General features: G+C 64.9%; 27 protein-coding genes and 1 pseudogene. 14 read left to right on the forward strand and 14 right to left on the reverse strand.

The annotated features are described in order from the left end of the window. Window positions 1-128 precede the first annotated feature (128 nt). Window positions 129-1,043: a LysR family transcriptional regulator gene (locus tag QCM77_RS24720; RefSeq protein ID WP_279666065.1), complete on the forward strand. Its 915-nt coding sequence runs from the start codon at window positions 129-131 to the stop codon at window positions 1,041-1,043. A 94-nt stretch (window positions 1,044-1,137) separates the two neighbouring features. Here the strand turns inward: QCM77_RS24720 and QCM77_RS24725 are convergent, their stop codons facing one another. The 3 genes from QCM77_RS24725 to QCM77_RS24735 all read right to left on the reverse strand — a co-directional run bounded on the left by QCM77_RS24725 (window position 1,138) and on the right by QCM77_RS24735 (window position 3,757). After that, the gene (locus tag QCM77_RS24725) at window positions 1,138-1,632 is read right to left on the reverse strand and encodes a hypothetical protein (RefSeq protein ID WP_279685253.1); all 495 of its coding nucleotides are present in this window, start codon (window positions 1,630-1,632) and stop codon (window positions 1,138-1,140) included. A 166-nt stretch (window positions 1,633-1,798) separates the two neighbouring features. Next, window positions 1,799-2,251, reverse strand: a complete 453-nt coding sequence (locus QCM77_RS24730; RefSeq protein WP_279666067.1) for a DNA polymerase III subunit chi — start codon at window positions 2,249-2,251, stop codon at window positions 1,799-1,801. A gap of 6 nt (window positions 2,252-2,257) precedes the next feature. After that, window positions 2,258-3,757, reverse strand: coding sequence for a leucyl aminopeptidase (locus QCM77_RS24735; RefSeq protein WP_279685254.1), 1,500 nt, complete (start codon window positions 3,755-3,757; stop codon window positions 2,258-2,260). Window positions 3,758-4,096: 339 nt separating this feature from the next. Here QCM77_RS24735 and lptF point away from each other — a divergent pair, with 339 nt between their 5' ends. The 9 genes from lptF (at window position 4,097) to QCM77_RS24780 (ending at window position 13,521) form a co-directional block, all read left to right on the forward strand. Then, window positions 4,097-5,266, forward strand: coding sequence for an LPS export ABC transporter permease LptF (gene lptF / locus QCM77_RS24740; RefSeq protein WP_275167196.1), 1,170 nt, complete (start codon window positions 4,097-4,099; stop codon window positions 5,264-5,266). Beyond that, window positions 5,263-6,360 carry an LPS export ABC transporter permease LptG gene (gene lptG, locus QCM77_RS24745; protein WP_279666069.1) on the forward strand — a complete coding sequence of 366 codons (1,098 nt, stop codon included), beginning with the start codon at window positions 5,263-5,265 and terminating at the stop codon, window positions 6,358-6,360. Before lptF ends, lptG begins: the two co-directional genes overlap by 4 nt. Beyond that, window positions 6,360-8,849 carry an LPS-assembly protein LptD gene (locus QCM77_RS24750; protein WP_279666070.1) on the forward strand — a complete coding sequence of 830 codons (2,490 nt, stop codon included), beginning with the start codon at window positions 6,360-6,362 and terminating at the stop codon, window positions 8,847-8,849. Before lptG ends, QCM77_RS24750 begins: the two co-directional genes overlap by 1 nt. Before the next feature lie 69 nt (window positions 8,850-8,918). Beyond that, window positions 8,919-9,845, forward strand: coding sequence for a SurA N-terminal domain-containing protein (locus QCM77_RS24755; protein WP_279666071.1), 927 nt, complete (start codon window positions 8,919-8,921; stop codon window positions 9,843-9,845). Further along, window positions 9,845-10,861: a 4-hydroxythreonine-4-phosphate dehydrogenase PdxA gene (gene pdxA, locus QCM77_RS24760; protein ID WP_279685255.1), complete on the forward strand. Its 1,017-nt coding sequence runs from the start codon at window positions 9,845-9,847 to the stop codon at window positions 10,859-10,861. The genes QCM77_RS24755 and pdxA overlap by 1 nt, the downstream gene beginning before the upstream one ends. After that, window positions 10,858-11,718, forward strand: a complete 861-nt coding sequence (gene rsmA, locus QCM77_RS24765; RefSeq protein WP_279685256.1) for a 16S rRNA (adenine(1518)-N(6)/adenine(1519)-N(6))-dimethyltransferase RsmA — start codon at window positions 10,858-10,860, stop codon at window positions 11,716-11,718. The genes pdxA and rsmA overlap by 4 nt, the downstream gene beginning before the upstream one ends. A gap of 16 nt (window positions 11,719-11,734) precedes the next feature. Then, complete coding sequence (locus tag QCM77_RS24770) at window positions 11,735-12,793, forward strand: alcohol dehydrogenase (protein ID WP_279685257.1); 1,059 nt, start codon at window positions 11,735-11,737, stop codon at window positions 12,791-12,793. A 262-nt stretch (window positions 12,794-13,055) separates the two neighbouring features. After that, window positions 13,056-13,217, forward strand: coding sequence for a Flp family type IVb pilin (locus tag QCM77_RS24775; protein WP_462675945.1), 162 nt, complete (start codon window positions 13,056-13,058; stop codon window positions 13,215-13,217). 67 nt (window positions 13,218-13,284) lie between these two features. Next, window positions 13,285-13,521, forward strand: a complete 237-nt coding sequence (locus tag QCM77_RS24780; protein WP_279666075.1) for a hypothetical protein — start codon at window positions 13,285-13,287, stop codon at window positions 13,519-13,521. A gap of 236 nt (window positions 13,522-13,757) precedes the next feature. Here QCM77_RS24780 and QCM77_RS24785 read toward each other — a convergent pair whose 3' ends face one another. The 4 genes and pseudogenes from QCM77_RS24785 to QCM77_RS24800 form a co-directional block, all read right to left on the reverse strand. Then, the gene (locus tag QCM77_RS24785) at window positions 13,758-13,940 is read right to left on the reverse strand and encodes a hypothetical protein (RefSeq protein ID WP_279685258.1); all 183 of its coding nucleotides are present in this window, start codon (window positions 13,938-13,940) and stop codon (window positions 13,758-13,760) included. Window positions 13,941-13,993: 53 nt separating this feature from the next. After that, window positions 13,994-14,233 carry a hypothetical protein gene (locus tag QCM77_RS24790; RefSeq protein ID WP_279666077.1) on the reverse strand — a complete coding sequence of 80 codons (240 nt, stop codon included), beginning with the start codon at window positions 14,231-14,233 and terminating at the stop codon, window positions 13,994-13,996. 154 nt (window positions 14,234-14,387) lie between these two features. Next, on the reverse strand, window positions 14,388-14,903 hold the full coding sequence (locus QCM77_RS24795) for a hypothetical protein (RefSeq protein WP_279686409.1): 516 nt from the start codon (window positions 14,901-14,903) through the stop codon (window positions 14,388-14,390). 73 nt (window positions 14,904-14,976) lie between these two features. After that, a pseudogene (locus QCM77_RS24800) lies at window positions 14,977-15,126 on the reverse strand (REP-associated tyrosine transposase); the annotation flags it as partial. Window positions 15,127-16,087: 961 nt separating this feature from the next. Here QCM77_RS24800 and QCM77_RS24805 point away from each other — a divergent pair. From QCM77_RS24805 to QCM77_RS24815, 3 genes are all read left to right on the forward strand, one after another. Further along, on the forward strand, window positions 16,088-17,434 hold the full coding sequence (locus QCM77_RS24805) for a caspase family protein (RefSeq protein ID WP_279666079.1): 1,347 nt from the start codon (window positions 16,088-16,090) through the stop codon (window positions 17,432-17,434). A 27-nt stretch (window positions 17,435-17,461) separates the two neighbouring features. Continuing rightward, window positions 17,462-17,950: a hypothetical protein gene (locus QCM77_RS24810; RefSeq protein WP_279666080.1), complete on the forward strand. Its 489-nt coding sequence runs from the start codon at window positions 17,462-17,464 to the stop codon at window positions 17,948-17,950. A gap of 151 nt (window positions 17,951-18,101) precedes the next feature. Next, on the forward strand, window positions 18,102-19,277 hold the full coding sequence (locus QCM77_RS24815) for a hypothetical protein (RefSeq protein WP_279666081.1): 1,176 nt from the start codon (window positions 18,102-18,104) through the stop codon (window positions 19,275-19,277). On the opposite strand, the gene gmk is transcribed toward QCM77_RS24815, so the two are convergent. From gmk to fabD, 7 genes are all read right to left on the reverse strand, one after another. Beyond that, on the reverse strand, window positions 19,210-19,869 hold the full coding sequence (gene gmk, locus QCM77_RS24820; RefSeq protein WP_279666082.1) for a guanylate kinase: 660 nt from the start codon (window positions 19,867-19,869) through the stop codon (window positions 19,210-19,212). The genes QCM77_RS24815 and gmk overlap by 68 nt on opposite strands. Window positions 19,870-19,872: 3 nt before the next feature. Next, complete coding sequence (locus QCM77_RS24825) at window positions 19,873-20,760, reverse strand: YicC/YloC family endoribonuclease (protein WP_279666083.1); 888 nt, start codon at window positions 20,758-20,760, stop codon at window positions 19,873-19,875. 116 nt (window positions 20,761-20,876) lie between these two features. Continuing rightward, a complete protein-coding gene (mltG, locus tag QCM77_RS24830; protein ID WP_279666084.1) occupies window positions 20,877-22,148 on the reverse strand; it encodes an endolytic transglycosylase MltG in 1,272 nt (423 codons plus the stop codon). Window positions 22,149-22,273: 125 nt separating this feature from the next. Beyond that, window positions 22,274-23,539, reverse strand: coding sequence for a beta-ketoacyl-ACP synthase II (gene fabF, locus QCM77_RS24835; RefSeq protein WP_279666085.1), 1,266 nt, complete (start codon window positions 23,537-23,539; stop codon window positions 22,274-22,276). Between the two features lie 109 nt (window positions 23,540-23,648). After that, window positions 23,649-23,888: an acyl carrier protein gene (locus tag QCM77_RS24840; protein ID WP_006020277.1), complete on the reverse strand. Its 240-nt coding sequence runs from the start codon at window positions 23,886-23,888 to the stop codon at window positions 23,649-23,651. Between the two features lie 308 nt (window positions 23,889-24,196). Continuing rightward, window positions 24,197-24,934: a 3-oxoacyl-[acyl-carrier-protein] reductase gene (gene fabG / locus QCM77_RS24845; RefSeq protein ID WP_007592006.1), complete on the reverse strand. Its 738-nt coding sequence runs from the start codon at window positions 24,932-24,934 to the stop codon at window positions 24,197-24,199. Between the two features lie 102 nt (window positions 24,935-25,036). Beyond that, window positions 25,037-25,996 (reverse strand): ACP S-malonyltransferase, encoded by a 960-nt coding sequence (gene fabD / locus QCM77_RS24850; RefSeq protein ID WP_279685260.1) that lies wholly within the window; start codon window positions 25,994-25,996, stop codon window positions 25,037-25,039. Window positions 25,997-26,294: 298 nt separating this feature from the next. On the opposite strand from fabD, the gene QCM77_RS24855 reads away from it, so the two are divergent. After that, window positions 26,295-26,615, forward strand: a complete 321-nt coding sequence (locus tag QCM77_RS24855) for a hypothetical protein (RefSeq protein ID WP_279666088.1) — start codon at window positions 26,295-26,297, stop codon at window positions 26,613-26,615. The last annotated feature ends 52 nt before the right edge of the window (window positions 26,616-26,667 follow it).

The following is a 26,667-nucleotide window of genomic DNA, read 5'->3' on the forward strand; positions in this document are numbered from 1 at the left end:
CGCGCTTTCCTCCGGAAAAATTCTTTCGCCCCACCGTGCCGCCCGCCACACTGGAAATCCAATGTCGTGTTCTGATATCATTATGCAAATCATGCATAAGCAATGCAGGGATGCAGGAGGGGCGTGCGATGGAGATCAACTGGCTGCATGATTTCATCGCGGTGGCGACCACGCGCAGCTTCTCGCGGGCAGCAGAGCAGCGCAATTGCTCGCAGCCGGCGCTGAGCCGCAGAATACAGGCGCTCGAGCTATGGACCGGCGCTGCGCTGCTTGATCGCACGACCCACAGCGTCAATCTCACGCCCGCCGGCGAAGGCTTTCGCGAGACGGCCGAGGACGTCCTGCGCCGGCTTTCCGCCGGTCGGCTCGACGCTCAGGAGAGAGCCCGCGGTGCATCCGACGTACTGAAGTTCGCTTCGACCAACGCGCTGTCGCTGACCTTCTTTCCCGATTGGCTGCGCGGCATCGAGACCAAGCTGTCGTTCGTTCCAAACGTGCAGCTCGTCGCCAATCACATGGAGGCCTGTGAACGGATATTGCTGGCTGGCGACGCGCATTTCCTGCTCTGCCATTTCCATCCGGCGGCGACCACGGCTTTGGCGCCGTCCCATTTCCGCTCGCTGCATGTCGGCAATGACAGGCTCGTCCCCGCCTCGGTGCCGGTTTCAGGCCGGAGCCGCAAACCGCGTTTCAGGCTCCCGGGTACGGCAGCCGCGCCGGTCCCGTTTCTGAGCTTCCGTCCTGAATCGGGCATGGGACGGATCCTCGAAGCCGTCCGCGCGACGTCTCCGCTCGACGTCAATCTGCGGACGACGTTCACCTCTCACCTGGCGAAGCTGCTGGTGACAATGGTCCAGGACGGCCGCGGCATGGCATGGCTGCCTGAAAGTCTGATCGCTCCTCAACTCGCCTCCGGCGAGATCGTCGCAGCGGGCGGGCCGGAATGGTGGGTGCCGATCGAAATCCACGTGTTCCGGCCGAAGCTTCGCTTGGCCCAGGCCGCAGAGGCGTTTTGGCAGCACATCGCGAAAAGCGGCCGTTAGCTCGGACAGGGCTGGGTCCAGGGACGAAGGACGGCGCGCCCCGTCCCCGCATGTTCACCCGCGCATAACTAGCGAAGCGCGCGCGCAGGTCTTATCAAGCTGCCGACTTCTTCTTCGGCTTCGGCTTGGTCGCCTTCGGCAGAACCGGCGCCTCCGGCGTGCCCTCGATCGAGGACAGGCGGCCGGCGGTGAACGTGTAGATGCCGGCGCGCGGACCGGTCGTCCACGTCACGACCGCAACGCGCCTGCCGGCGGCATCACCGGAGAGATTGACGTTCGAGGGCGCGCCGATGCCGCGCACTACGTCGCATTCGGTGTGGCCGAGCGCGACGGTGCCGCCCATGGGCGCCGGCGACGTCGTCGACGCATTGGCATCAGCCGGCCCGGGCGGCGGCGCCAAGCCAGGACAGCCCCCGTCGGCGCTGACCAGATCCTCGGCCCCAACCGGCCTGTCGGGGGTCAGCGGCGGCGACTCAATCGAGATGTTCCGGATGAAAAGGCGGCTGGGCGTACTGAACCACTGGGCGTCCCTGGAAAACAGATCGGTCCCACCCGAGCAGCCCGCGACCAGCGGGGCTACGGCAGCCAACACAATTATGAGCGAGCTGGGAAGCTTTTGATGTCGCACGATAAACTAAATTCCCCGCGTGAAGGACCGACCCTAAGCGATTGTCCCAACATCACTTTGCGGCACGAAGGTGACCAAAGCCATCATCGCCCGAAAAGTGCAAATTATCATTAATTGCGAGCGACCGCTAATTCCGCTTCTGCCATCGGCCCCGCTCGTCGGCCTGCCAATAGGTGACATCAAATCCCCGCGCCTTGCAATCCGTCCAGGCGCTGCGGGCAAACGCAAGCGCGTCCGGATCGTCGCCGTTGAACAGCAGCACCATGCGCTCATAGCCCTGTGCATCCTGCGGCAGCGCGGCGTTGTCGACGAGGAAGCGGACATTGGCGCCGTTCGGATTGTCCTCCTCGACCGCCAGCACGATCGGCTGATCGGCGGCGTCGTTCACCCGCCATGTCGCGTGCGGCAGAAAGGAATCGTCGCGATAGGTCCACAAGTGAGCGTCGAGCGCATCGGCGCGCTCCGGCGACGTCGACTGCACCACGACGCGCCAGCCGCGCTCGAGCGATTTCTCGAGAAGCGGCGGCAACACGTTCTCCACCGTCATGTTTTGCAGATGGTAGAACAGCACTTCAGTCATTTTGGGTCATTTGCGCTCGTAATGGTCGGCGACCAGACGGTCGAGCAAACGGACACCATAGCCGCTTCCCCAGCTCTGGTTGATGTCGGTCTTCGGCGCGCCCATGGCGGTGCCGGCGATGTCGAGATGCGCCCAGGGCGTGCCGTCGACGAAACGCTGGAGGAACTGTGCTGCGGTGATCGAGCCGCCATGGCGGCCGCCGGTGTTCTTCATGTCGGCGAACTGGGAATCGATCAGCTTGTCGTATTCGGGGCCGAGCGGCAGGCGCCAGACCTTTTCCCCGCTCTCGATGCCGGCCGCCAGCAGCCGCTCGGCAAGCTCGTCATTGTTGGAGAACATGCCGGCATACTCGGTGCCGAGCGCGACCACGATCGCGCCGGTCAACGTCGCCAGATCCACCATGAATTTCGGCTTCGTCTTCTTGGCGACGTACCAGAGCACATCGGCAAGCACCAGGCGGCCTTCCGCGTCGGTGTTGATGATCTCGATGGTCTGGCCCGACATCGAGGTGACGATGTCGCCCGGGCGCTGCGCGTTGCCGTCGGGCATGTTCTCGACGAGGCCGATGGCGCCGACGACGTTGGCCTTGGCCTTGCGTGCCGCGAGCGCATGCATCAGGCCGACGACGCAGGCAGCACCTCCCATGTCGCCCTTCATGTCCTCCATGCTGCCGGCCGGCTTGATCGAAATGCCGCCTGTGTCGAAGCAGACGCCCTTGCCGACGAAGGCAACCGGTGCCTCACCCTTCTTGCCGCCGTCCCAACGCATGATCACGGTGCGGCTCGGCCGCGCCGAGCCCTGGCCGACGCCAAGCAGCGCACCCATGCCGAGCTTGTCCATCGCCTTGACGTCGAGCACCTCGATCTTGACGCCGAGCTTGCGGAGCAGGCCGGCGCGGCGCGCGAACTCCTCGGGAAAAAGCACGTTCGGCGGCTCGTTGACGAGGTCGCGCGCGATGATCACGCCGTCCACGATCGCACCGGCCGATGCAAACGCCTTCTTCGCGGCCGCGGCATCCCCGACCGCGAGCGAGATGTCGGCGCGCGAGCCATCCTCCTCGCCGTCCTTCTTCTTGGTCTTGTAGCGGTCGAACTTGTAGGTGCGCAGCCGCAGGCCCGAGGCGATCGCGATCGCCTGCTCGCTCGTCATGGCACCATTGGGCAGTTCCGCCATGATGGTCATGGCCGCCGCCCCGGCGGCAAGCTTGCTCGCCGCCACGCCGCCGAATTTAAGGAAGTCGCTCGCCTTCAGGTCGACCGCCTTGCCGGCGCCGATCACGATCAGACGGGTGGCCTTCACCCCCTCCGGCGCCAGGATGTCCAGCGCCGCGCCGCTTTTGCCTTTGAAGGCGGCGGCGGAGGCCGCCCGCTTCACGAGTTCGGTAGCCCCGCCGAGCGCCTTGGCGGTCGCAGGGCCGAGCTTCAGGCTGTCGTCGCAGAACACGACCATGATGCCACGGACGGCAGCAGACAACGGGACGAAGCCGACCTTGATGGCATCGGACATGGGTAACTCCTCCAAAACATGGGCTTTTTGCCGATCGGCGGTCCCGGCCACGGGCCGGAGCTGAACGGCGATTCACTGAGCCAGCCGCACTATGGGCCACCGGCCCGGCAGATGCCAAGCACCCCCCGTGGCCGGGGGGCCACAACGAGGGAAATATTAACCATATATTGAGGGTGCCACGGGGCAGCCATTTTGTTGACGGATCAAAGGGATGGTAGTGAGAGTGTAAGCCGGCGGATGAGATGGTTGGCCGACCTTGGGGATCCCCTCGCGGGGATTGGTTGGACAGCCAGAATTCCGGCCGGCATTGGGGACTTGGTGGGATTCGTGCGGTAGCGCATGGGGTCAATCGACAGGTATATCTTCCGCACGACGCTCGCGTCGTTTGCGCTGGTCCTGGTCAGCCTCACGGGCGTGATCTGGATTACGCAGGCGTTGCGCGGCATCGACCTGATGACGAGCCAGGGTCAGACCATCCTGACCTTCCTCGGCATCACCAGCCTCGTCGTGCCGGCGCTGGTCCTGATCATTTCGCCGATCGCGCTGATGATCGCGATCTCGCACACCCTGAACAAGCTCGCGACCGATTCCGAGATCATCGTGATGAATGCCGCCGGCTTCTCGCCGTTCCGGCTGTTCTATCCGTTTTTCTACGCCACTTGCGTGGTGGCGCTGCTGGTCGCCTTCATCGCGGCCTATCTCGCCCCCGACGGCATGCGGCGGATCAAGCAGTGGGACGCCGAGATCACCGCCGACGTGCTCACCAACATCCTGCAGCCCGGCCGCTTCGCCCAGCTCGACAAGAACCTGACGATCCGGATTCGCGAACGCCAGCCCGGCGGCATCCTCGCCGGCATCTTCATCGACGACCGCCGTGATCCGAACGAGCGCGTCTCGATCGTCGCCGAGCACGGCGAAGTCGTGAAGAACGAAACCGGGTCGTTCCTGGTGCTGGAGACCGGCAATCTCCAGCGCTTCGAGGCCGGCAAGCGCGATCCCGCGCTGGTGGCGTTCGGCCGCTACGGCTTCGACATGTCGAAATTCTCGGGCCAGGGCCGCGACGTCACCCTCGGCATCCGCGAGCGTTATCTCTGGGAGCTGCTCTCGCCGTCCGAGGACGATCCCGTCTACAAGCAGATTCCCGGCCAGTTCCGCTCGGCCTTGCATGACAGCCTGTTGGCGCCGATCTATCCGTTCGCCTTTGCCGTGCTGACCTTCGCGTTTCTGGGTGCGCCTCGCACCACGCGCCAGAGTCGCAATTTCTCGATCGGCTCCTCGATCCTCGCGGTGTTCGGCCTGCGCATGGCCGGCTTCGCCTGCTCGGTGATGGCGGTGAAATCGCCGGGCGCGGTGCTGGTCCAATATGCGATGGTCATTGGTGCCATCGGCATCGGGCTGGCGATCATCATCGGCGGCCTCGTGGTCGAACCGCCGCCGCGCCTCATGGAGGCCATCAACAGGTCGAACGCGCGCATCGCGCGGCTGTTCGGACGGCCGGCTACCGCATGAGCATGCTCACCAACACACTCGGGCGCTATTTCGCCGGCCGTTTCGTGGTCGCGGCGCTCGGCGTGTTCGCCAGCATTTTCCTGCTGCTGGTGCTGGTCGATTACATCGAGATGGTGCGCAAGACCTCAGGCCTTGCATCCGCCTCCGCGGTCATGGTGGCCGAGACCTCGCTGTTCCGCGTGCCGCAGCTTCTGGAGAAGCTGACGCCGTTCTGCATGCTGATCGGCGCCATGACCTGCTATCTCGCCCTCTCCCGCCGGCTCGAGCTCGTGGTCGCGCGCGCCGCCGGCGTCTCCGCATGGCAATTCATCTCGCCGGCGCTCGGCAGCGCGCTCCTGATCGGAGTAATCGCCACCGTCGCCTACAATCCGATGTCGGCCAATCTGCGCGAGCTCTCCAAGCGCATGGAAGCCGAGCTGTTCGGCTCGTCGCCCGGCGGCGGCATCCAGGACGCTTCGGGCTTCTGGCTCAATCAGGTCACCAATGACGGCCAGACCATCATCAACGCGGCGCGCAGCGAGCAGCAGGGCGTCCGGCTCACGGGGCTGACGCTGTTCCGGTTCGACACGGAGCAACACTTCAAGGAACGAGTCGAGGCGCGCGAGGCGACGCTCGATACCGGCCGTTGGCTGTTCAGGGGCGTCCGCCGCTTCTCGCTGGATTCGCCGCCGATCGACCAGGCCAGCCTGGAGATTCCGACGACGCTGACCGAGGCGCAGGTCCGCAACAGCTTTTCCACACCCGAGACTGTGTCCTTTTGGCAACTACCGAGCTACATCCGTTCCTCCGAAAGCTCTGGCTTCGCGACAGCCGGATACCGACTCCAGTATCAGAAGCTTCTGGCGCAGCCGTTTTTGCTTGCGGCAATGGTGATGCTCGCGGCCTCCGTGTCGTTGCGCTTCTTCCGGATGGGCGGCGTACAGAAGATGGTTTTGAGTGGCGTGGGCGCAGGCTTTCTGCTCTACGTTCTGTCGAAAGTGACTGAAGATTTGAGCAAGGCTGAGTTGATGCATCCGATCGCTGCGGCGTGGTTGCCCGTAGTAGTGGGCGGCCTCACCGGCTTTTTGGCCTTGCTGTATCAGGAGGACGGATAGTGACGGCCGTCCACCGAGGACCCGTGTCTCGTTTGACGCGGCGCATATTGGTGCGCGCGAACGGGTGTGGCTTGTCCATTCGCAGGTTCCTGCTTGCTGTCGCCGCCGTGGCATCGCTCGGTGGCCTGATCGACGTTGCCGCCGTGGCGCCGGCCTCCGCCCAAAGCTTCACCTACAATCCGCTGCCGCCGCGTCCGAAGCCGCCGAAGGCCGCCAACGACAACCAGATGCTGGTTCAGGCGACCGAGGTCGACTACGACTACAACAATTCGCGCGTCTCCGCGGTCGGCAACGTCCAGCTGTTCTACAACGGCACCAGCGTCGAGGCCGACAAGGTCATCTACGACCAGAAGACCAAGCGGCTCCATGCCGAAGGCAACATCCGCATGACGGATGCCGACGGCAAGATCACCTATGCCGAGATCATGGATCTCTCCGACGACTACCGTGACGGTTTCGTCGATTCGCTGCGCGTGGACACGGCCGACCAGACCCGCATGGCGGCGAGCCGCGCCGACCGCTCCAGCGGCAACTACACGGTGTTCGAGAACGGCGTCTACACGGCCTGCGCGCCGTGCAAGGACGATCCGAAGAAGCCGCCGCTGTGGCAGGTCAAGGGTGCGCGCATCATCCACGACCAGCAGGAGAAGATGCTGTATTTCGAGACCGCGCAGCTCGAATTCTTCGGCGTGCCGCTCGCCTACATGCCGTATTTCTCGACGCCCGACCCGACCGTGAAGCGCAAGACCGGCTTCCTGATGCCGGGCTTCACGTCGAACACGCCGTTCGGCTACGGCGTCGAAGTGCCGTTCTACTGGGCGATCGCGCCCGATATGGACGCGACCTTCAGCCCGCGCATCACGTCCAAGCAGGGCGTGCTGTTCCAGGCCGAGTTCCGCCAGCGCCTGATGGACGGCGCCTATCAGGTCCGCGTCTACGGCATCGACCAGCTCGATCCGAGCGCGCTCGCTGGCCAGCCGGGCGACCGCCAGTTCCGCGGCGCGGTCGACACCAAGGGCCAGTTTGCGCTGAACGACAAGTGGGTCTGGGGTTGGGACGGCGTCCTGATGTCCGACTACTATTTCTTCTCGGACTATCGGTTGTCGCAGTACCGCGATCCGCTGGGCTCGTTCCTGTATCTACCGACCGACGCGCTGTCGCAGCTCTATCTGACCGGCGTCGGCAATCGCAGCTTCTTCGACGCGCGCACGATGTACTGGCTGAGCTACTCGGGCAACCAGAGCCAGGTGCCGGTCGTCTATCCCGTGATCGACTACTCGAACGTGCTGAACTATCCGGTGTTCGGCGGCGAGTTCAGCTACAAGACCAATTTCGTGAATCTGTCGCGTGATGCCGCGGTGTTCGATCCGATCACGACGCTCGCCAACACCAACAGCCTGTGCACGACGGCGTCGGCCGATCCGCTGGCGCGCACGCCGTCGCAGTGCCTGCTGCGCGGCTTCCCGGGCACCTACACCCGCCTGACGGCCGAGGCGCAGTGGCGCAAGTCCTACACCGATCCGTTCGGTGAAATCTGGACGCCGTTCGCCATTCTCCGCGCCGATGCGATCAACTCCTCGGTCTCCAACCAGCCGGGCGTGTCGAACTTTCTTCCTGTCGGCGACACCCAGGCGTTCCGCCTGATGCCGACCGTGGGCCTCGAATACCGCTACCCCTTCATCAACATTCAGCCCTGGGGCTCGACCACCGTCGAGCCGATCGCGCAGATCATCATCCGGCCGAACGAGACCTATGCCGGCAAGCTCCCCAACGAGGACGCGCAGAGCATGGTGTTCGACGCCTCGAACCTGTTCAGCGTCGACAAGTTCTCCGGCTACGACCGCGTCGAGGGCGGCGGCCGCGCCAATGTCGGCGTGCAGTCCACCACGCAGTTCGACAGGGGTGGCGCCGTCAAGGTGCTGTTCGGCCAGTCCTACCAGCTGTTCGGCATGAACTCCTACGCAGTCCAGGACTCCATCAACACCGGCCTGGATTCCGGCCTGCAAAAGCCGCGCTCCGACTATGTGGCGAGCGCCGCCTACTCGCCCAACAGCACCTATACGTTCAGCGTCCGCTCCCGCATGGACGAGCAGACCTGGAACGTCCAGCGCTTCGAGGCGGAAGGCCGCGCCAACTTCAATCGCTGGTCGATCAGCATGATTTACGGCAATTACGCGGCCCAGCCGGAGCTTGGCTATCTGACCCGCCGCGAGGGCATCCTGACCTCGGGCTCGATCAAGGTCGCGACCAATTGGGTGGTCTCGGGCTCGGCGCGCTGGGACCTGGAGGCCAACAAGATCAACCAGTATGTGCTCGGTGCCGGCTATGTCGACGATTGTTTCGTGCTCGGCTTGAACTATGTAACTTCATATAGCTATTCCGCGGGTTCGACGCCGCCCGTGCTGAACCACGCGTTCATGTTCCAGATCGGCCTGCGCACGCTGGCGACCACATCGACGACCAGCAGTACCGGCGGCGGCCTCCAGTGATCAGTTTGAAGGTGCCGGCTGCGTGTTCCCGATCGCAGGTTCACCGCGGCTGACATGCGAGCGAGAAATATGACGATTCCGTTGCCTGTCTTCCGCCTCCTCCTCGTCCTCGCCGCCCTGCTGCTGGCCGGCACGCCGTCGCGCGCGCAGAACATCGTCGTGATGGTCAACGGCGACCCCATCACCGATTTCGATATCGAGCAGCGCTCCAAGCTCGACCAGTTGACGACGCAGAAGGTGCCCGCCCGTCAGGACGTCATCAACGAGCTGATCGACGACAGGGTGAAGATGAAGGAAGGCAAGAAATACGGCGTCGACCCCGGCATCTCCGACATCAACCAGTCCTACGAGGGCATGGCGCAGCGCATGCGCATCTCGCCGGACCAGCTCACCAAGTCGCTCGAGGTCAAGGGCGTCCGCCCCGAAACCCTGAAGGGCCGCATGAAGGCCGAGATGGTTTGGACGAGCCTCGTGCGCGGCCGCTTCAAGGAGAAGCTGATGGTCGGCGAGAAGGACGTCGCCGACAAGGTGCGGGAAGGCGGCAACGAGAAGCTCCAGATCGAGGGCACCGAATACAAGATGCAGCCGATCGTGCTGATCGTGCCGCGCGGCTCGTCGCCGGCGTTCCTGGAGACGCGGCATAAGGAAGCCGAGCAATATCGCTCGCGCGTCGGAAGCTGCGAAGAAGCCAATTCGTTGTTCCGCTCCACGCCGAACGCCACCATCCGCGACGCCGTCACCAAGACCACCGCGGAATTGCCCGAGGCGCTGCGCAAGGTGCTCGACGACACGCCGATCGGCCATCTGACCGCGCCCGAAACGACCAAGGCGGGCATCGAGATGGTGGTGCTGTGCTCGCGCAAGCCGACCGTGATCGACACGCCGAAGAAGCGCGAGATCCGCGAGAAGATGTACTCGGAGAAATACGAGAAGACCCAGAAGGCCTATCTCGAAGAGCTCCGCAAGGCGGCGATGATCGAATATCGCAACCGCTGATGGCCAAGCACCCTGCCAAGCCCCTCGCCCTGACCCTGGGAGAGCCAGCCGGCATCGGACCCGACATCACCATCGCAGCCTGGCTCAGGCGCCGCGAACTGGACCTGCCCGCCTTCTATCTGCTCGGCGACGAGGCGCTGATCGCCCGCCGCGCCAAAGCGCTCGGCGCCGACGTCAGGATCGCTTCGGTGAGCGCCAGCGAGGCCGAATCCGTCTTCGCCGAGGCCCTGCCGGTGGTTGCGACCGGCGAGCGCGCGAGCGCCGAGCCCGGCAAGCCCGACGCATCGAGCGCACCGGCCGCTCTCGCCTCGATCCGCCAGGCGGTCACTGACGTCCGCGAGGGCCGCGCCGGCGCCGTCGTCACCAACCCGATCGCCAAGAGCGTGCTCTATCGCGCCGGCTTCCGCCATCCCGGCCACACCGAATTCCTCGCCGAGCTCGCCGCAGAGGACGGCCACGTGCCGCAGCCGGTGATGATGCTGTGGTCGCCGCGGCTCGCCGTGGTGCCCGTGACCATCCACGTCTCGCTGCGCGATGCGCTGGCTCAGCTCACCAGCGAGCTGATCGTCTCGACCGTGCGCATCGTCGCAACCGAGCTCGAATCCCGCTTCGGCATCTCGAATCCGCGCATCGCGATCTCCGGCCTCAATCCGCACGCAGGCGAGGACGGCTCGCTCGGCCATGAGGAGCAGACCGTGATCGCGCCGGCGCTCAAGGCGTTGCGCAGCGACGGCATCGAGGCGAAGGGACCGCTCCCTGCCGACACCATGTTTCACGAAGCCGCGCGAAACACCTATGACTGCGCCGTCTGCATGTACCACGACCAGGCGCTGATCCCGATCAAGACGGTGGCCTTCGACGACGCGGTCAACGTCACGCTCGGCCTGCCCTTCATCCGCACCTCGCCCGACCACGGCACCGCCTTCGACATCGCCGGCACCGGCAAGGCCAATCCGGCAAGCCTGATCGCCGCCTTGAGGCTTGCGAGCCGGATGGCGGCTGCGAACATCCGATGAGCGCGATCGACGACCTCCCGCCGCTTCGCGAGGTCATTCGCCAGCACGCGCTGTCGGCGCGCAAATCGCTCGGCCAGAACTTCCTCCTCGACCTCAACCTCACCGCGCGCATCGCGCGTGCGGCGGCTCCGCTCGAGGACTCCACCATCGTCGAGATCGGCCCCGGCCCGGGCGGGCTGACGCGCGCTTTGCTCGCACTCGGCGCCAGACGCGTCATCGCCATCGAGCATGACGAGCGCGCGATTCCTGCCTTGCAGGATATTTCCGCGCGCTATCCCGGTCGTCTCGAGATCGTGCATGGCGATGCCATGACCTTCGACCCGCGCCCGCTGCTATCAGGCGAAAGAGCAAAAATCGTCGCGAACCTGCCCTACAACATCGCGACCCCGCTTCTGATCGGCTGGCTGACCACCGAGCCCTGGCCGCCCTGGTACGACATGATGGTCTTGATGTTCCAGCGCGAGGTCGGCGAGCGCATCGTGGCGCGCGAGACCGAGGAGGCCTATGGCCGTCTCGGCGTGCTCGCCAATTGGCGAGCGGAGACGAAAATCCTGTTCGACATTGCGCCGTCCGCCTTCGTGCCACCGCCGAAGGTCACGTCTTCGGTGGTGCGACTGATACCGCGCGAAAAGCCTCTCGCCTGCGATCGCAAGCTGCTCGAACAGGTCGCAGCCGCCGCCTTCGGCCAGCGCCGCAAGATGCTGCGCCAGAGCCTGAAGTCGCTGGGCGCCGATCCCGCGCGGCTTGCGCATGCTGCCGACGTCGATGCGACGCGGCGCGCGGAGACCATTCCGATCTCCGGCTTTGTTGCCATGGCGCGTGAATTGGCCAATATACGAAGCGAAACAGAAAGATAATTTCGGAGGAAGAAATATGGCGTTGATGCGTCGGCAGTCCCTGGTCAAGTTCGATGCGCCGCTGTGCGAGACCATCGTCGACACGCCAAAACCGCAAGGACGCGAGGTGCTGGTGCGCATCGAGCGCTGCGGCCTCTGCCACTCCGATCTGCACATCCAGGACGGTTACGCCGATCTCGGAGGCGGCAAGAAGCTCGACACCACGCGCGGCATGACGCTGCCCTTCACGCTCGGCCACGAGATCGCGGGCGTGGTCGACGAAGTCGGCCCGGACGTGCCCGCCGGTCTCGTCGGTAGCAGGAAGGCCGTGTTTCCGTGGATCGGCTGCGGCCAGTGCCGCGACTGCGCCAATGGCGACGAGAACCTCTGCGCCAAACAACGCTTCCTCGGCGTCTCCATCGACGGCGGCTTCGCCACCCACGTGCTGGTGCCCGACGCGAAATATTTGCTCGATTACGATCCCCTGCCCGTCAACCAGGCCGCGACCTTGATGTGCTCCGGCGTCACCGCCTACGGCGCGCTCAAGCGCCTGGTCGACCGTCCGCGCCAGCGCAATCTCCTGCTGATCGGCCTCGGCGGCGTCGGCATGATGGGCCTTTCCTTTGCAGAGGCCATGTTCAAGCAGCCGATCACGGTCGCCGACCTCAGCAGCGCCGCGCGCGAGACCGCGCTGAAGAACGGCGCGGCGGTGGCCTACGATCCGGCCGAGCCCGACGTGATCAAGCGCATCCTCAAGGAGACCGAGGGCGGCTTCGACGAGATCGTCGATTTCGCCGGCAACGAGAAGTCCATGGCCTTCGCAGTCGCCGTCGCCGCGCGTGGCGGCAAGATCGTGGTCTCCGGGCTGATGGGCGGCCAGTTCACGCTGCCGATGGTGCAGTGGGTCTACAAGCGCATGACCATCGAGGGCTTCATGGTCGGCACGCTCACCGAGGCTCACGAGCTGATGGCGCTTGCCCGCGCCGGGAAGATCAAGCCGACGCCGATGCGCGAGGAGCCGATGGGCGAAGTCCAGACCTGGATCGACGAATTGCGCGCCGGCAAGGTCGTCGGCCGCATCGTGCTGAAGAACTAAAGCATGATCCGGAAAAGTGCGAAGCGGTTTTCCGAAAAGATCATGCTCAAACATCAACCTAAAGCGCGATGATGATTCATCCTCATCTCATCGCGCTTTAGGACGCGGAAGAAGCGCGAGGCGACGGGATCGACATCTCGCCGCCCGCTTTAATCATCACGATAAATGCGAAATTGACGCAAGGTGCGGTTCCAAAGAGGGGAACCTAGCTTCTGCGAACTATTGTCCTCGCCAGCATTCTCCCTGGAATTCTGGTAGAATCATGCAGACCATTCGCCGCTTCCTGGCCGACGAGTCCGGCGCCACCGCGATCGAGTACGGCCTGATCGCGGCCGGCATCGCGCTTGCGATCATCGCCGTCGTCAACAATCTCGGCGCAACGCTGAAGCTGAAATTCGGCTCGATCAGCACCTCGCTGAAGTAACCCGGGCTGGTTCGCGGCACCCTGCCTGGCGCGCGGAACGTCGGCGGCCGCGCCGCGTTGGCAACGCATGTCCATTCGTTGCACCGTCGAAAGCGCATTCTTCATCGCCTGGAGCTTCCTGGAGCAGAGCGGAGAGCTCGGCCCTCCGGACGAGTCCGCGAACGTCCTTCTCGACGCCATCGAAGCCCAGCTCAGGACCGGCGAACGCCGGCAGTTGATGCTCGCCAACAAGGCGATCGACGCCTACCGCGCGCATGCGGAAAAAAGCCGGCCCGCGCACGACTGCGAAGCGCGCTTCGGGTGATGAACGTCCTCGCCGCCCTCGGGCCCGTCGGCCCGGCGGCGTTCGAGGTATCGGCCCGGCGGCCCGTCGGGCAGAGCGCACGGGGTACGGCGCTCGGCGACGGCATCGACCTTCATCTGATCGGCGCGGCCGCTGTCCTTGGGCAGCTCGTCGAGCTTGGCGTGAATCGCCCGGGTGTCGCGGTGCTAAAGCGCGATGAGATGAGGATGAATCATCATCGCGCTTTAGGTTGTTGTTTAGGCCCGCTGGATCACCAACGTCATGCCCCATGTCGCCAGCGTCGCGAACGAGTGCCATTCAAGCCCGTTGCCCAAAGTGATCCAGGCGATGCAATGGACCACGTGGACACCAAACGCGGCCGGCCGCGACCTGGCGACGCCGATCCCGGTGAGCCAGCCTTTTGGATCGGCAAGGGACATGCCCGCCAACTCGCGCCATGCACCGGCGTTCCAACGGATGCGCCCGCAGCGGATCAATAAAGGCGCGAACCGTCACCCTTGCGAACGGCGACGTCGTGACCCTTGGCCGTCATGCACTGCTTGTAGGCGAAGCCTTGGGCGTATGTCGCCTTGCGGGCCGAGAAGATCGCTTCCGTGGTGCCGGCCTGCGCAAGACAAGCGGCCCGCGCGCTGGCGTAGCCTTCCTTGCCGGCGGCTTGTGCCGACGAGACGGCGAGGCAAAGCACACCGGCTGCGATGATCAGAGTTCTCATTTTGATATTCCCCCAATATTCGCCGCCATGCGCGGCAACCAAGGAGCCAGCTAACCTGGCCCCCATCAAGTGCATAGCCCACCGGATGCGTGAAGCGAAGTGACGTGGATCACTCCACCCAAACTACGAGTTCACGACATGCCGAAAGAACCGCCTACGCGTGAGGACACCGGGGATGACGATCCCGAACGAGAGAAACGCCCGGCTTCATCGCGATTGAGCGAAGATAACTCGGTAAATCAGGTGCGCCTTCAACACGCAGCTCTCCGCTGAAGCCACCCACCTCACGGTATCCACCAAGGTCGTTGAAATAGAATCCCTGGACAATTTTTTCGTTGCGCTTGAAGACGACGCCAACGCGAAGGTCGACGAACGGCTTGGGATCATCGAACAAGACGACACGCGTACGGATCGCATCCAGCGTCTCACCAAAAGCCGAGTTTCCGGAAGCGACTTCATAAACACAAGATACGTCCGGCAAGGCGACCTCATCGATTCTGACACGAAATGAGCTTCGATATGGGACGAGCATCAGAAAAACATGGGTTGATCCTCTGAGCTCTTGAAGCATATTCCGAAGGTCGGTCGAGTTATCGCTCGCCACCGAGATGCAGCTACAGGTCAGCAGGACTGTTAGAACCCGCGCGAATCCAGAGAGCATCTTTGACACTAGTCTTCCAGCGCGCAGAATGGGTTCATCGGAGCGATACCCATCACTTGCTTCTATCCTCTTTTCCATAGCTCACCCAGGTGACCAGACCATGCTTGACCGGGTTGATGTAGACGTAGTCGACATGCCGGACGAAGTCGCCTTTATCCCGAATGGTGTGCTCCCCATAGCGGCGCTGCCAGATACCGCGTTCACCCTTTGCCGCCCGGTCCGAGGAAAGCCTCCGCTCCGCCAGATTGAGGGGGAAGAAGGAGGTGCCTCCGAGCACGTCTCTTAAGCCCCCGGGCCATCGTACCCCAGGGGCGGCAACCTTGAAATGTAGGGGGGACGCCAATCCACCGGTCATGATCTGACCCTTGTGGCATTGGCGCCATATCACGCAGGCCCAGAATTTATCGGGCCGCATGGTCTGCGGGAGGATGGACGAGCGGAGTTGGTGGCAGCCCCTCGCGACCCGTCGGGCAAAACACCTCGTCAATCCCTTCACACAAAAATATTGTCCTTTTCCGAATTTCGGATTTATGGCATACAGCCCGCATCCTGGCCCTGCCAAAGGGGCGTTCGCGATCGTCACGACATGCGGGCCGGGTGGCGGTGGACGCGGCAGCGTCGGCGCGGAGGGCGTGATGACAGGGCGGGCAACCGTGAGTCCTCACGCGACGCGGTACGACACGGCGCTGGAGAGCGGGCTTGTCGGTTGTCAGGGGTGAGCACACGCGAGCCCTCGACGATCGGGCGGGACCGTCCGCGGACGGAGAAGTCGTGTGGTCCTGACGCCCGGGGTCTGTGCGTCAAGCCTCGTGGTGATGTGGCGGCCCGACCGGGCGCGCGCATCAGCCATCGGCGGGGCGACGGGGGCAATAGTGCATCGCTCCCCGGGGAGAGCACGAAGGACACCGTTAAAACCATCCGCGCAGGGAAGGCCGGGCGATCGGCCACCCCATCGGTCCACCCCGTGTGCACTCTTGTAGCGCACGGACCAACGGGTGCCGCCGGCGCCCGGCCTTCCCTGCGCCCTTTGGCTTCAGAGAGCGCGAACGAAACCGTAAAGCTCGGGCGAAACGCGCCGCGAGAACGCGCAACCATGCCCCTTCCCGAACAGAATGTCGTACCGCTTTTCGCCCGGGCGCCGGGCTGGTAGATTGGCGCCACTGCTCTGAAGAATTTGGCTGTGGGGAATTTTGATGCGCGCGAGGATTTTCAATCGCGTTGGGGGGCTGGCGGTGCTGGTCGCAGCCCTGCTCGTCGTCGCCACGCTGCCGGCATCGGCCGAGAAGCGCATTGCGCTCGTGGTCGGCAACTCCGCCTACAAGAACATCACGCCGCTCGACAATCCCTCCAAGGACGCGAGCCTGATGGCAGAGACGCTTGGCCTGCTCGGCTTCACGCTGGTCGGCGGCCGCGCCCAGCTCGATCTCGACAAGGGCGCGATGGATCTTGCGGTGCAGAGCTTCGGGCGGCAGGTGCAGGGCGCCGATGTCGCGCTGTTCTATTATGCCGGCCACGGCGTGCAGGTCTCGGGCGCCAATTATCTCGTGCCGGTCGGCGCCAATCCGACCCGCGAGGCCGACGTCGACTTCCAGATGACCGACGTCAACCTCGTGCTGCGCCAGATGCAGGGATCGGGCACGCGCCTCAACCTCGTGATCCTGGACGCATGCCGCAACAACCCCTTCGGCTCACGCGGCCTGCGCGCGCCCGATGGCGGCCTTGCGCAGATGCGCGCGCCCGAGGGCACGCTGATCTCCTACGCGACGCAGCCCGGCAACGTCGCCCAGGACGGCAGCGACGGCCACAGCCCCTACACCAAGGCGTTGGCCGCGACGGTTCGGACCGCGGGCCTCGACGTGTTCCAGACCTTCAACCAGGTCGGCCTCGCGGTGAAGCGCGCCACATCCGGCGCGCAGCAGCCCTGGGTGTCGTCCTCGCCGATCGACGGCACCTTCTATTTCGTAGCCCCGACGCAAACCGCCCCACCACAGGTCGCCGCGATGCAGCCCGATCCGCTGCCGGCAGATCGGTTGCGCGCCGATCCGGACCGTGTGCCGCTGCGCGATGCCGCGCTGCTCAGTGAACTGAGCGAGCGGCTCTACGAGCTCAATTTCGATCCTGACACCACCGATGGACTGACCCGCGCGATCACAAAGCTCCAGCAGCGGATTTCCATGGCGCCGACGGGCGAAGCCACCGAAGGACTGCTGCTGCGGATGCGCAAGATAGAGGATCTGAAGCCATGGGGCTCGATCGTCTACGGCCCCGACGGCAGCAAATGGGGCATATCCTGGAACCACGCCTCGCGGCGCGCGGCGGTAGCCGATGCGCGCGGCAATTGCGCCGGCGCCAAATGTCCGATCGAGCTCTCCTTCTACGGAAGCCGCTGCGGCGCATTCGCGATCTCTGACAAGTCCTGGTCGCTGGTTCAGCGCGACAGCGTGCAACGCGCCAAAGACGCTGCGCTTGACGAGTGCGGCAAGGCTGGCAAAGCTTGCCGCATTATCGGATCCGTCTGTGCCGACGGCTCCGGCCGCTGATACCATTTTCATTTTGGATTCTTGCTCATGCGCAATGCCGTCATCCCTGCGATTGCCCTCGCCTTCTTGCTTTCCGCCGCCCTCGCCCCATCGTCCGCCATCGCGCAGTCCGGCAGCGCCGGCGGCTCGATCGGCAATGACGAGAAGTCGCTGTCCGGCTCGCGATCGGACCGTTCGGCCGAGCCGGCGCCCGCGGCACGTCGCAGCAAGCCGGCCGAGGAGCCGCGCAGCTCCTCGCGGCGCGGTGGCGGAGGTGGCGGCAGTTTCGACGGCGCCTGGATGGTCGTCAGCGTCGGCTGCGGCGGCACCACGTCCAGCGCGGTCGTGGTCTCCTCGGGCAAGGTCATCGGCCAAGGCGTCAGCGGTACTGTCAGCCCGAGCGGCGCGGTCAGCACCTTCGGTCAAGGCGAGGGCGTGACCTTCACCGGCTCCGGCCGCCTCGGTGCCCGTAGCGGCTCCGGAACCTTCCGCCGCTCGGACGGCTGCGGCGGAGCCTGGACCTCGAGCAAGCAATAGCAGCGAAAAAAGCCTGATTCCGCGGCGGAACGAACGCCGCCCAGGCCCGATTCAGGCCACATCCTCTCCGGATTTGCGGCTCATTGCCACCCAAGTCTTTGACGACAAAGGGAAGGTAACGAGTTGCGTCACGCGTAATCGGGAGACCAGGATGGGCAACCGCACCGCAAAGTTCATATCCGCCCTTGTGGGCAGCATCATTGCCGGGGCGCCACTGGCCGCCGTGTCGCAGAATGCACCGACGACACCGAGCACGGAAAATGCCGCGAGCGACTGCCTTGGCGCGCCGAAGGGCGCCGCGCCGCAGGGCCAGCATTGGCATTATCGCCTCGAGCGCGCGACCAAGCGGCAGTGCTGGTATCTGCGCGCCGAAGGCGGCAAGGCCACACAAACCGCCCAGGCTGCGCCCGATACGCCAACAGCAGATTCAGCCGTGCCGCAGCAGCACTCGGTGCAGGACGCGCGCGCCGAATATCTGATGACGCAGAGCATTGCCGCTGCGAAGACGCCGGCGGCGCCGACGCAACAGTCTGCGGGCCCCTCCGCTGACGCCAACGCGCAGCAGCCCGCCGTCGCCGCGCGCTGGCCCGACGCCTCCACGGCGTCCGCCGCGCCCGCAGCGCAGCCCTCGCCCGCACCTGTCGCGGCCGCCGCGCAGCCGAGCGCGAAGCCGGCGAAGTCCCCTGCTCCGATGGCTCTGGCCGCGGCAGACAGCACCGCCGACAAACCGACCGGCTCGCTCCAGATGCTGCTGCTCGTGATCGGCGGCGCGCTGGCGCTTGCCGGCATCCTCGCCAGCGTCATCTACCGCTTTGCCGGCGGGCGCACCCGCGTCCAGGCCGCCGACCATCACCGCGTCAACTGGGACAATTTCGAGCCGCACGATCACGACGACGGCCGCGCGCCCTGGCTCAACGCGGCGCCGGCCGGCGCACCGCGCGCTCAGCAGCCGCGCCCGGTGGATTTCGATGCCGTGCGTCCGCAGGCCGCGCAGCTCAAGACCGCACAGCTCGCCGCGATCGACCGCGAAATCGATGTGATCGACGAGCGCAACCCGCAAGCCCACGACGAGACCGACGACATATTCAACGGAGAATTCGAGATCGAGGCCGCAGCGCCGCGGCTCGCGGCCAACGACATCAATGACGAAGAGCCGGCCGATCGCGATGAGGATGTGGGAATCGAGGACGCCATCGACGTCGACGTGATCACGACGATGCTGGAACGGCTGGCGAAGGACGGGCCGCGACTGATGCAGCCTAGCCTTGAAGCTGACCTTGCAGACCGCGCACGAAGCCCACGAGGCCGGTCCGCCGCTCGCGCTTGAGGCGTTCGGCCTTCAGGATCGACTGCACCTCGGCGAAGGCCTCGTCGACGTCGTGGTTGATGACGATATAGTCGTACTCGGCCCAGTGGCTCATCTCGTGGCTGGCGCGGCTCATTCGCTTGCGGATCACCTCGTCGGAATCCTGCGCGCGCGAATGCAGCCGCTTCTCGAGATCGCCGGCCGAGGGCGGCAGGATGAACACGCTGACGACGTCGGCGCGCGCCTTCTCACGCAGTTGCTGCGTGCCCTGCCAGTCGATGTCGAACAGCACGTCCTGCCCCGCCGACAGCGCCGCCTCGACCGGCGCACGCGGCGTGCCGTAGCTGTTGTCGAACACCGTCGCCCATTCCAAGAGCTCGTCGCCCTTCACCATCGCCTCGAATCGGGGCTTGTCGAGGAACAGATAGTCGCGCCCGTCGACCTCGCCCGGCCGCATCGCGCGCGTGGTCGCCGACACCGACATTCGGAGGCCGGGCATGCGGTCGATCAGCAGACGCGACAGCGTCGTCTTGCCCGCGCCCGACGGCGAGGACAGCACGAACATCAATCCGCGCCGCTCGACACCGTCAGCTCCGTGACCGCCAATCGTCATCGATCACTCCAGATTCTGGACCTGCTCGCGGAACTGCTCGACCACATTCTTCATGGCGAGCCCCGTATTGGTCAGCTCGATGTCGTTCGACTTCGAGCAGCAGGTATTGACCTCGCGGTGAAACTCCTGCGCCAGGAAGTCGAGCTTGCGCCCAATCGCGCCACCCTTGCCGATCAGCTCGCGCGCCTGCGCGATGTGCGAGGCGATGCGGTCGAGCTCCTCGCGGATGTCGGCCCTGGTCGCGATCAGGATCGCCTCCTGCATCAGGCGGTCGGAATCGAAACGGTCGGAGGTGTCGAGGAGGCTGGCGATCTGCTCGGCGAGCCTCGCCTTGATCGCCTCGGGCTTGCGGCCGGGCGTGGCCTCGGCCTTTTTCGAAAGCTGCTCGACCTCGTCCACGCGCTGGATCAGGATCTGTCCCAGCGAGGTCCCCTCACGCTTGCGCATCTCGACCAGTTCGGCGAGCGCCTTGTCGAAGGCTTCGGCCACTGCAGCACGCGCGGCCTTGTCCTCTTCCTCGTCGCCCTCGGGCTCGGCCACCTCAATGACGCCCTTGATGGCCAAAAGCCCGTCGACGCTCGGCGCGACCGCATCGACCTTGCCGGCGATCACGGCGGCGGCTTTCAGGACGGCGTTGAGCACGTCCTCGTTGACGCGGACCGTGGTGGCGGCATTGGCGCGCTTGACGGTCAGATTGGCGTAGACGGTGCCGCGCGACAAAAGCTCGGCGGCGCGCTTTTTGGCGTGGGCCTCGAGCTCGTCGAACCCCTGCGGCAGCCGCACCCTGAGGTCAAAGCCCTTGGCGTTGACCGACTTCAATTCCCATTCGAACGTATACGGCCCGCTCGCGCCGTGGCTTCGGGCAAAGCCGGTCATGGACGACAACGCCATCAGGTCAATTTCTCCAGAAGCACGGGATTCGCGGGGCCATCAAGCCACGCGAATCTTAAGACTATTTTGCAGGAAAGTGGAATCCGCAAAGTCCCGCGGGCAGGTCTGCACCTCGCCTAGCGCTGGACCACCGGGGGCGAGGGTTGCACCGCGCCCTGCCGGGCCGGCGCGGGACCGGCGGGGCGAGCCGGCGGCTTCTTCTGCTGGTTGGGGCGCGCCGGCGTCGTCGCCGTCGGCGTATCGGCGGCGCTGGGCACCGCGGCGGCCGGCGGCTGCGCGTCCTCGGCCGGCTCGACCGTGTCGTTCTGGATCTGCTTTTCCATCGCGCGCAGCTTCACGACGTTCTTCTGGTGCGCGTCGTAGGTCTCGGTGAAGGCATGCCCGCCGGTGCCGTCGGCGACGAAATAGAGGTCGCGGGTGCGGGCCGGGTTGGCGGCGGCCTCGAGCGAGGCCCGGCCGGGGTTGGAGATCGGCCCCGGCGGCAGGCCCTCGATCACATAGGTGTTGTAGGGCGAGGGCTGCGTGATTTCGCTGCGCTTGATCGGACGGCCGAGCGTCCCCTTGCCGCCGACCAGGCCGTAGATGATCGTGGGATCGGACTGCAGCTTGATCCTCTGCTTCAGGCGGTTGACGAACACCGCGGCGACGCGGCTGCGCTCGTCCGGCTTGCCCGTTTCCTTCTCGACGATCGAGGCCAGCGTCACCAGTTGCTCCGGAGTCTTGACCGGAATGTCCTGACTGCGGCGCTCCCAGATCTCGGTCAGCACGCGCTTGTGCGCCTGCTGCATGCGCTGGACCACCTGGTCACGTGGGGTCCCGCGCGGGAACTTGTAGGTCTCGGGCAACAGCGTGCCTTCGCGCGGCAGCTCACGCACGCTGCCGGTGAAGATGTCGTTGTCGGACAGCCGCGCCACGATCTGCTCGGAGGTCAGGCCCTCCGGTATCGTCACGGCATGCTGCACCACCTTGCCCTCGACGATGGTGGCGATGACGTCGCGCAAGGATGCGTTCTTCTGGAACGAATATTCGCCGGGCTTGAGGTCCGAGCTTGCCTTCAACGCAGCGACGCTCGCAATGAACGCCCACGGATTGACGTCGGTCACGCCTTCCCGGTTCAGCGTCTCGGCGATGTCGCGCTTGCCCGCGCGCTGCGGGATGTTGACGATCTTGTCGTCCTTCAGCGGTCCCGGCGCCTCGAGCACCTGCCGGCCGTAATAGTACACGCCGCCCGCACCGATCATGGCGATCAGCAGCAGGGTGATGATGGCGTTGCCGACGATCACGAAGGGATTGCGCGCGCGGTCCGATCGCTTCGGCGGCGGCGGGACCTGCTCGGGCTCGAGCGCTGCCCGCGGACTCCGGGGCGAAATGGGCGGCCTTTCACTCATCGAAGCAACCTGAATCCTGCCGGTTCAATCGCGACCTGACAATCGCTTGCCGAGCCAAATGCACGCGCCCGCTTCCATGACTATCGCCGAATACGGCAAAACGGTGGATTCGTCGCAACAACAAACTAATGGACCAGACGACGGAGAATGACCGACGCGTTGGTACCGCCAAAACCAAAAGAATTCGACAACGCGACGTTGACCTCGCGCTTCTTCGCCTTATGCGGCACGAGATCGATCGCAGTCTCGACCGACGGATTGTCCAGGTTGATCGTCGGCGGCACGACATTATCGCGAATCGCGAGAATGGCGAAGATCGCCTCGATCGCGCCGGCCGCACCCAGGAGATGACCGGTCGACGACTTGGTCGAGGACATCGCGACCTTGGAGGCGGCATTGCCGAGCAGACGTTCGACCGCACCGAGCTCGATCTCGTCACCGAGCGGTGTCGAGGTGCCGTGCGCGTTGATGTAGTCGAGATCGGATGCCGTGAGGCCGGCGCGCTTGAGCGCCGCCGCCATGCTGCGGAAGCCGCCGTCGCCGTCGGGTGACGGCGAGGTGATGTGATAGGCATCGCCCGAGAGACCGTAGCCGATCACCTCGGCATAGATCTTCGCGCCGCGACGCTTGGCGTGTTCGAGCTCTTCCAGGACCAGGACGCCGGCGCCCTCGCCCATGACGAAGCCGTCCCGGTCCTTGTCGTAGGGACGCGAGGCCTTCTCGGGCGTTTCGTTGAAGGCTGTCGAGAGCGCGCGCGCGGCGTTGAAGCCGGCAATGCCGATGCGGCCGATCGGCGATTCCGCGCCGCCGGCAACCATGACGTCGGCATCGCCGAGCGCGATCAGGCGGGCGGCATCGCCGACCGCGTGAGCGCCGGTCGAGCAGGCCGTGACCACCGAATGGTTCGGCCCCTTCAGCCCATGCTTGATCGAGACATAGCCGGAGGCGAGATTGATCAGGCGGCCCGGAATGAAGAACGGCGAGACCCGGCGCGGCCCGCGTTCCTTCAGCAGGATCGCGGTGTCGGCGATGCCGTTGAGGCCGCCGATGCCGGACCCGATCATGGTGCCGGTGGCGCATTTGTCCTCTTCGGACTCGGGATGCCAGTTGGCATCGTCGAGCGCCTGGCCGGCTGCGGCCATGCCGAAGATGATGAAGTCGTCGACCTTGCGCTGGTCCTTGGGCTCCATCCAGATGTCGGCATTGAAAGTGTCGTTGGTACCGTCGCCGCGCACGACCGTGCAGCCGATCTTGGTCTGAAGATCGGAAACGTCGAAGCTCTCGATCCTGCGTGCACCGCTTTCGCCGTTGAGGATGCGCTTCCAGGTCGGCTCGACACCGCAGCCGAGTGGCGAAACCATGCCAAGACCCGTGACGACAACCCGCCTCATATCCGAAAACTCCGCATCGAAATATTCACGGCCAATAACAAGAAACCGGCTGACCGCTGTTGGGCGGTCCGTCCGGTTTCAATGTTGTCCCCGCGAAAATGAAAGAGCCTTAGCTCTTCGCGTTCTTCTCGAGAAACTTGGTGGCGTCGCCGACGGTGAGAATCGTTTCCGCGGCGTCGTCCGGAATCTCGCAGCCGAATTCCTCTTCGAACGCCATCACCAGCTCGACGGTGTCCAGACTGTCGGCGCCGAGGTCGTCGATGAAGCTCGCAGCATCGACAACCTTCTCGGGTTCAACACCAAGGTGTTCGACCACGATCTTCTTAACCCGCTCGCCAATCTCACTCATTGCATAACCTCGTGTTGTTCCCTGTAGACCCGACCCCCCGGGACGATACGAGCCGTCGTGGTCGTTGACTGCCTTCGCTTACGAACTTGATTTGGCCCCACCCTAACCGATGCAGGCCCGGCGAATGACGGCCAAGGCTCCGCATCGCCAATATACAGGGTTTCAAAAACCTGCAATGGCGTTCTTTGCCCATCCGTTGAAGGTCCGGTTATCATACTTCAATTGCCTTGACTACAAGCCTCATTTCGCTCCGGAAACGGCCGTTTGCCGCATCCGGCGCCGCCAAGGGGGCAGTGCGGGACGAGGCGTCAGATCATGGCCATGCCGCCGTTGACGTGGATGGTTTGGCCGGTGACGTAGGCTGCTTCGTTCGAACTGAGATAGACGGCGGCCGCCGCGATGTCCTCAGGCGTCCCCAGTCGGTTGGCCGGAACCTTGGTCAAAATCGTCTCGCGCTGCTTGTCGTTGAGCGCATCGGTCATCGGCGTCTTGATGAAGCCGGGGGCGATGCAATTCGCGGTGACGCCGCGCTTGGCGTATTCGGCACCCAACGTCTTGATCATGCCGATCAGGCCCGCCTTCGACGCGGTATAATTGCCCTGCCCCGGATTGCCGGTAACGCCGACCACCGAGGTGATGGCGATGATGCGGCCGAAGCGCTTGCGCATCATCAATTTGGTGGCGGCGCGGGCAAGCCGGAAGGTCGAGGTCAAATTGATGTTGATGACCTCCTCCCAATCCTCGTCACGGAGCTGCACGAAGAGATTGTCGCGGGTGATGCCGGCATTGGCGACGAGGATGTCGACCTGTCCCATTGCCGCTTCCGCAGCGGGCACCAGCGCCTCGACCTCGTCGGCCTTGGAGAGATTGCAGGGCAGCACATGGGTGCGCTCGCCGAGCTTGCCGGCAAGCTCATCCAGCACTTCCTTGCGCGTTCCCGAAATCGCGACGGTGGCGCCCTGCGCGTGCAGCGCCTGTGCGATCGCGCCGCCGATGCCGCCGGTCGCGCCGGTGACGAGCGCCTTTTTGCCAGTCAGATCGAACATCGATAATTCCTCCAAAGCACGATCCGGAAAAGTGCGCAGCGGTTTTCCGAAAAGATCGTGCGCAAACTAAAGAACTCGAGCGCGATGACGAAACATCGCGCTTCAGGCCTGCTTCGCAGCGGCCAATGCATCCCTGGCCGCGGCAATGTCGTTGGGACCACCGACCGCCACGCCGACGGCACCGTCTGCAATACGCTTGACGAGGCCGGTCAGCACCTTGCCGGCGCCGATCTCGAAGAAACGCGTGACGCCCTGGCCCGCCATATAGGCAACCGACTCGCGCCAGCGCACGGTGCCGGTGACCTGCTCGACCAGGCGGCGGCGAATCTCGTCGGGATCTGTGATCGCGCTCGCCAGCACGTTCGACACCAGCGGGGCCGCCGGCGCCTTGATCGTCACCTTGGCCAGCGCCTCGGCCATCGCGTCCGCAGCCGGCTGCATCAGCTTGCAATGGAACGGCGCAGACACCGGCAGCAACATCGCGCGCTTGGCGCCCTTGGTTTTGGCGATCTCGACGGCGCGATCGACCGCGGCCTTGTCGCCGGAGACCACCACTTGCCCGCCGCCATTGTCGTTGGCGGCCTGGCAGACCTGCCCCTGAGCGGCCTCGCCCGCGACCGCCATGGCGGCCTCGTAGTCGAGGCCGAGCAGAGCGGCCATCGCACCGGCGCCTACCGGCACGGCTTTTTGCATTGCGAGACCGCGGGTGCGAAGCAGCCGCGCGGCGTCGGAAATCGTCAGGCTGCCGGCCGCAGCCAGCGCCGAATATTCACCGAGGGAGTGGCCGGCGACGAAGGCCGCATCCCGCCCCACGGAAAACCCGGCTTCGGCCTCCAGCACGCGCAGGGTGGCGACAGACACCGCCATCAGGGCCGGCTGGGCGTTTTCGGTGAGCTGGAGGGTTTCGGCCGGACCTTCCCAGATGGTCGCTGTCAGCTTCTCCCCCAGCGCGGCGTCGACCTCGTCGAACACGGCGCGCGCCGCCGGAAAGGCGTCGGCCAGAGCCTTGCCCATGCCGACCGCCTGGGAACCCTGCCCCGGAAATGTGAATGCTGCCGTCATCGGCGCTCCCTGGATCGCTCGAGCAGTTGTCTTCGAACTGGCAGCCGACTACGTCCGGCCCGAGCCTTGGTTCCAGATCATGCCCCAAAGGGGGCCGTAGACAACTCCGGGGCTGCGCTGTCAAGCCGCGATGGGCTTTCCACGGGCGCCCGTCACAGGCATCGCGCCCAAAAGCCGTCCATTGCCGTGCAACCCATCGCGCCCGCCGCGAGCCGCCCACTGGCAAAGCGTTTACGCTGTCGGGAACTTGGTTCCCTCACTTAAGCCGCCTTCAACACGGCGCGCCTAGGTTGCCGCCATGGCAACCACGGTCACACAGACATCAACGGCCACTCCTGCGGGGCAACCCGAGCAATCGTGGCTTCCTTTGCAGGCCTGCGTCGACTGGCTGCTGGCCGGGCCACGTCCACAGCCCGACGACATCCACAACGAATTGCTCCAGCAGCGGACCAACAAGACCAGGACGCTGGTGGTGGCCGTGGCGGCATCGCTGCTGATCGCTTCACTTTCTGCCGCGCTGACCAGCGCTACCTGGGCCTATGCCTCATTCGCGCTAGGTTTAGCTCTGGACACAAAGAATCTCGATATGATTCAAGCTTGGGATGAAGATTCGTCCTGAGATTTTGGATCATTGGCCGGAGGTGAGTGCGCAGCTTCCGGCGGGTTTTGAC

This window comes from Bradyrhizobium nivariense, from assembly GCF_029846695.2.
Classification (GTDB): Bacteria; Pseudomonadota; Alphaproteobacteria; order Rhizobiales; family Xanthobacteraceae; genus Bradyrhizobium.

Bases quoted from the DNA above. Each gene is read 5' to 3' on its own strand.
- QCM77_RS24790 (WP_279666077.1), bottom strand. From the start codon at position 14,233: ATGAGAACTCTGATCATCGCAGCCGGTGTGCTTTGCCTCGCCGTCTCG.
- QCM77_RS24735 (WP_279685254.1), bottom strand. From the start codon at position 3,757: ATGTCCGATGCCATCAAGGTCGGCTTCGTCCCGTTGTCTGCTGCCGTC.
- QCM77_RS24810 (WP_279666080.1), top strand. From the start codon at position 17,462: ATGCGCAATGCCGTCATCCCTGCGATTGCCCTCGCCTTCTTGCTTTCC.
- QCM77_RS24730 (WP_279666067.1), bottom strand. From the start codon at position 2,251: ATGACTGAAGTGCTGTTCTACCATCTGCAAAACATGACGGTGGAGAAC.
- pdxA (WP_279685255.1), top strand. From the start codon at position 9,845: ATGGCCAAGCACCCTGCCAAGCCCCTCGCCCTGACCCTGGGAGAGCCA.
- rsmA (WP_279685256.1), top strand. From the start codon at position 10,858: ATGAGCGCGATCGACGACCTCCCGCCGCTTCGCGAGGTCATTCGCCAG.
- lptG (WP_279666069.1), top strand. From the start codon at position 5,263: ATGAGCATGCTCACCAACACACTCGGGCGCTATTTCGCCGGCCGTTTC.
- fabG (WP_007592006.1), bottom strand. From the start codon at position 24,934: ATGTTCGATCTGACTGGCAAAAAGGCGCTCGTCACCGGCGCGACCGGC.
- QCM77_RS24825 (WP_279666083.1), bottom strand. From the start codon at position 20,760: ATGGCGTTGTCGTCCATGACCGGCTTTGCCCGAAGCCACGGCGCGAGC.
- QCM77_RS24755 (WP_279666071.1), top strand. From the start codon at position 8,919: ATGACGATTCCGTTGCCTGTCTTCCGCCTCCTCCTCGTCCTCGCCGCC.
- QCM77_RS24855 (WP_279666088.1), top strand. From the start codon at position 26,295: ATGGCAACCACGGTCACACAGACATCAACGGCCACTCCTGCGGGGCAA.
- QCM77_RS24785 (WP_279685258.1), bottom strand. From the start codon at position 13,940: ATGTCCCTTGCCGATCCAAAAGGCTGGCTCACCGGGATCGGCGTCGCC.
- fabF (WP_279666085.1), bottom strand. From the start codon at position 23,539: ATGAGGCGGGTTGTCGTCACGGGTCTTGGCATGGTTTCGCCACTCGGC.
- QCM77_RS24770 (WP_279685257.1), top strand. From the start codon at position 11,735: ATGGCGTTGATGCGTCGGCAGTCCCTGGTCAAGTTCGATGCGCCGCTG.
- mltG (WP_279666084.1), bottom strand. From the start codon at position 22,148: ATGAGTGAAAGGCCGCCCATTTCGCCCCGGAGTCCGCGGGCAGCGCTC.
- QCM77_RS24815 (WP_279666081.1), top strand. From the start codon at position 18,102: ATGGGCAACCGCACCGCAAAGTTCATATCCGCCCTTGTGGGCAGCATC.
- QCM77_RS24720 (WP_279666065.1), top strand. From the start codon at position 129: ATGGAGATCAACTGGCTGCATGATTTCATCGCGGTGGCGACCACGCGC.
- gmk (WP_279666082.1), bottom strand. From the start codon at position 19,869: ATGACGATTGGCGGTCACGGAGCTGACGGTGTCGAGCGGCGCGGATTG.
- QCM77_RS24775 (WP_462675945.1), top strand. From the start codon at position 13,056: ATGCAGACCATTCGCCGCTTCCTGGCCGACGAGTCCGGCGCCACCGCG.
- QCM77_RS24805 (WP_279666079.1), top strand. From the start codon at position 16,088: ATGCGCGCGAGGATTTTCAATCGCGTTGGGGGGCTGGCGGTGCTGGTC.
- QCM77_RS24780 (WP_279666075.1), top strand. From the start codon at position 13,285: ATGTCCATTCGTTGCACCGTCGAAAGCGCATTCTTCATCGCCTGGAGC.
- fabD (WP_279685260.1), bottom strand. From the start codon at position 25,996: ATGACGGCAGCATTCACATTTCCGGGGCAGGGTTCCCAGGCGGTCGGC.
- QCM77_RS24840 (WP_006020277.1), bottom strand. From the start codon at position 23,888: ATGAGTGAGATTGGCGAGCGGGTTAAGAAGATCGTGGTCGAACACCTT.
- lptF (WP_275167196.1), top strand. From the start codon at position 4,097: ATGGGGTCAATCGACAGGTATATCTTCCGCACGACGCTCGCGTCGTTT.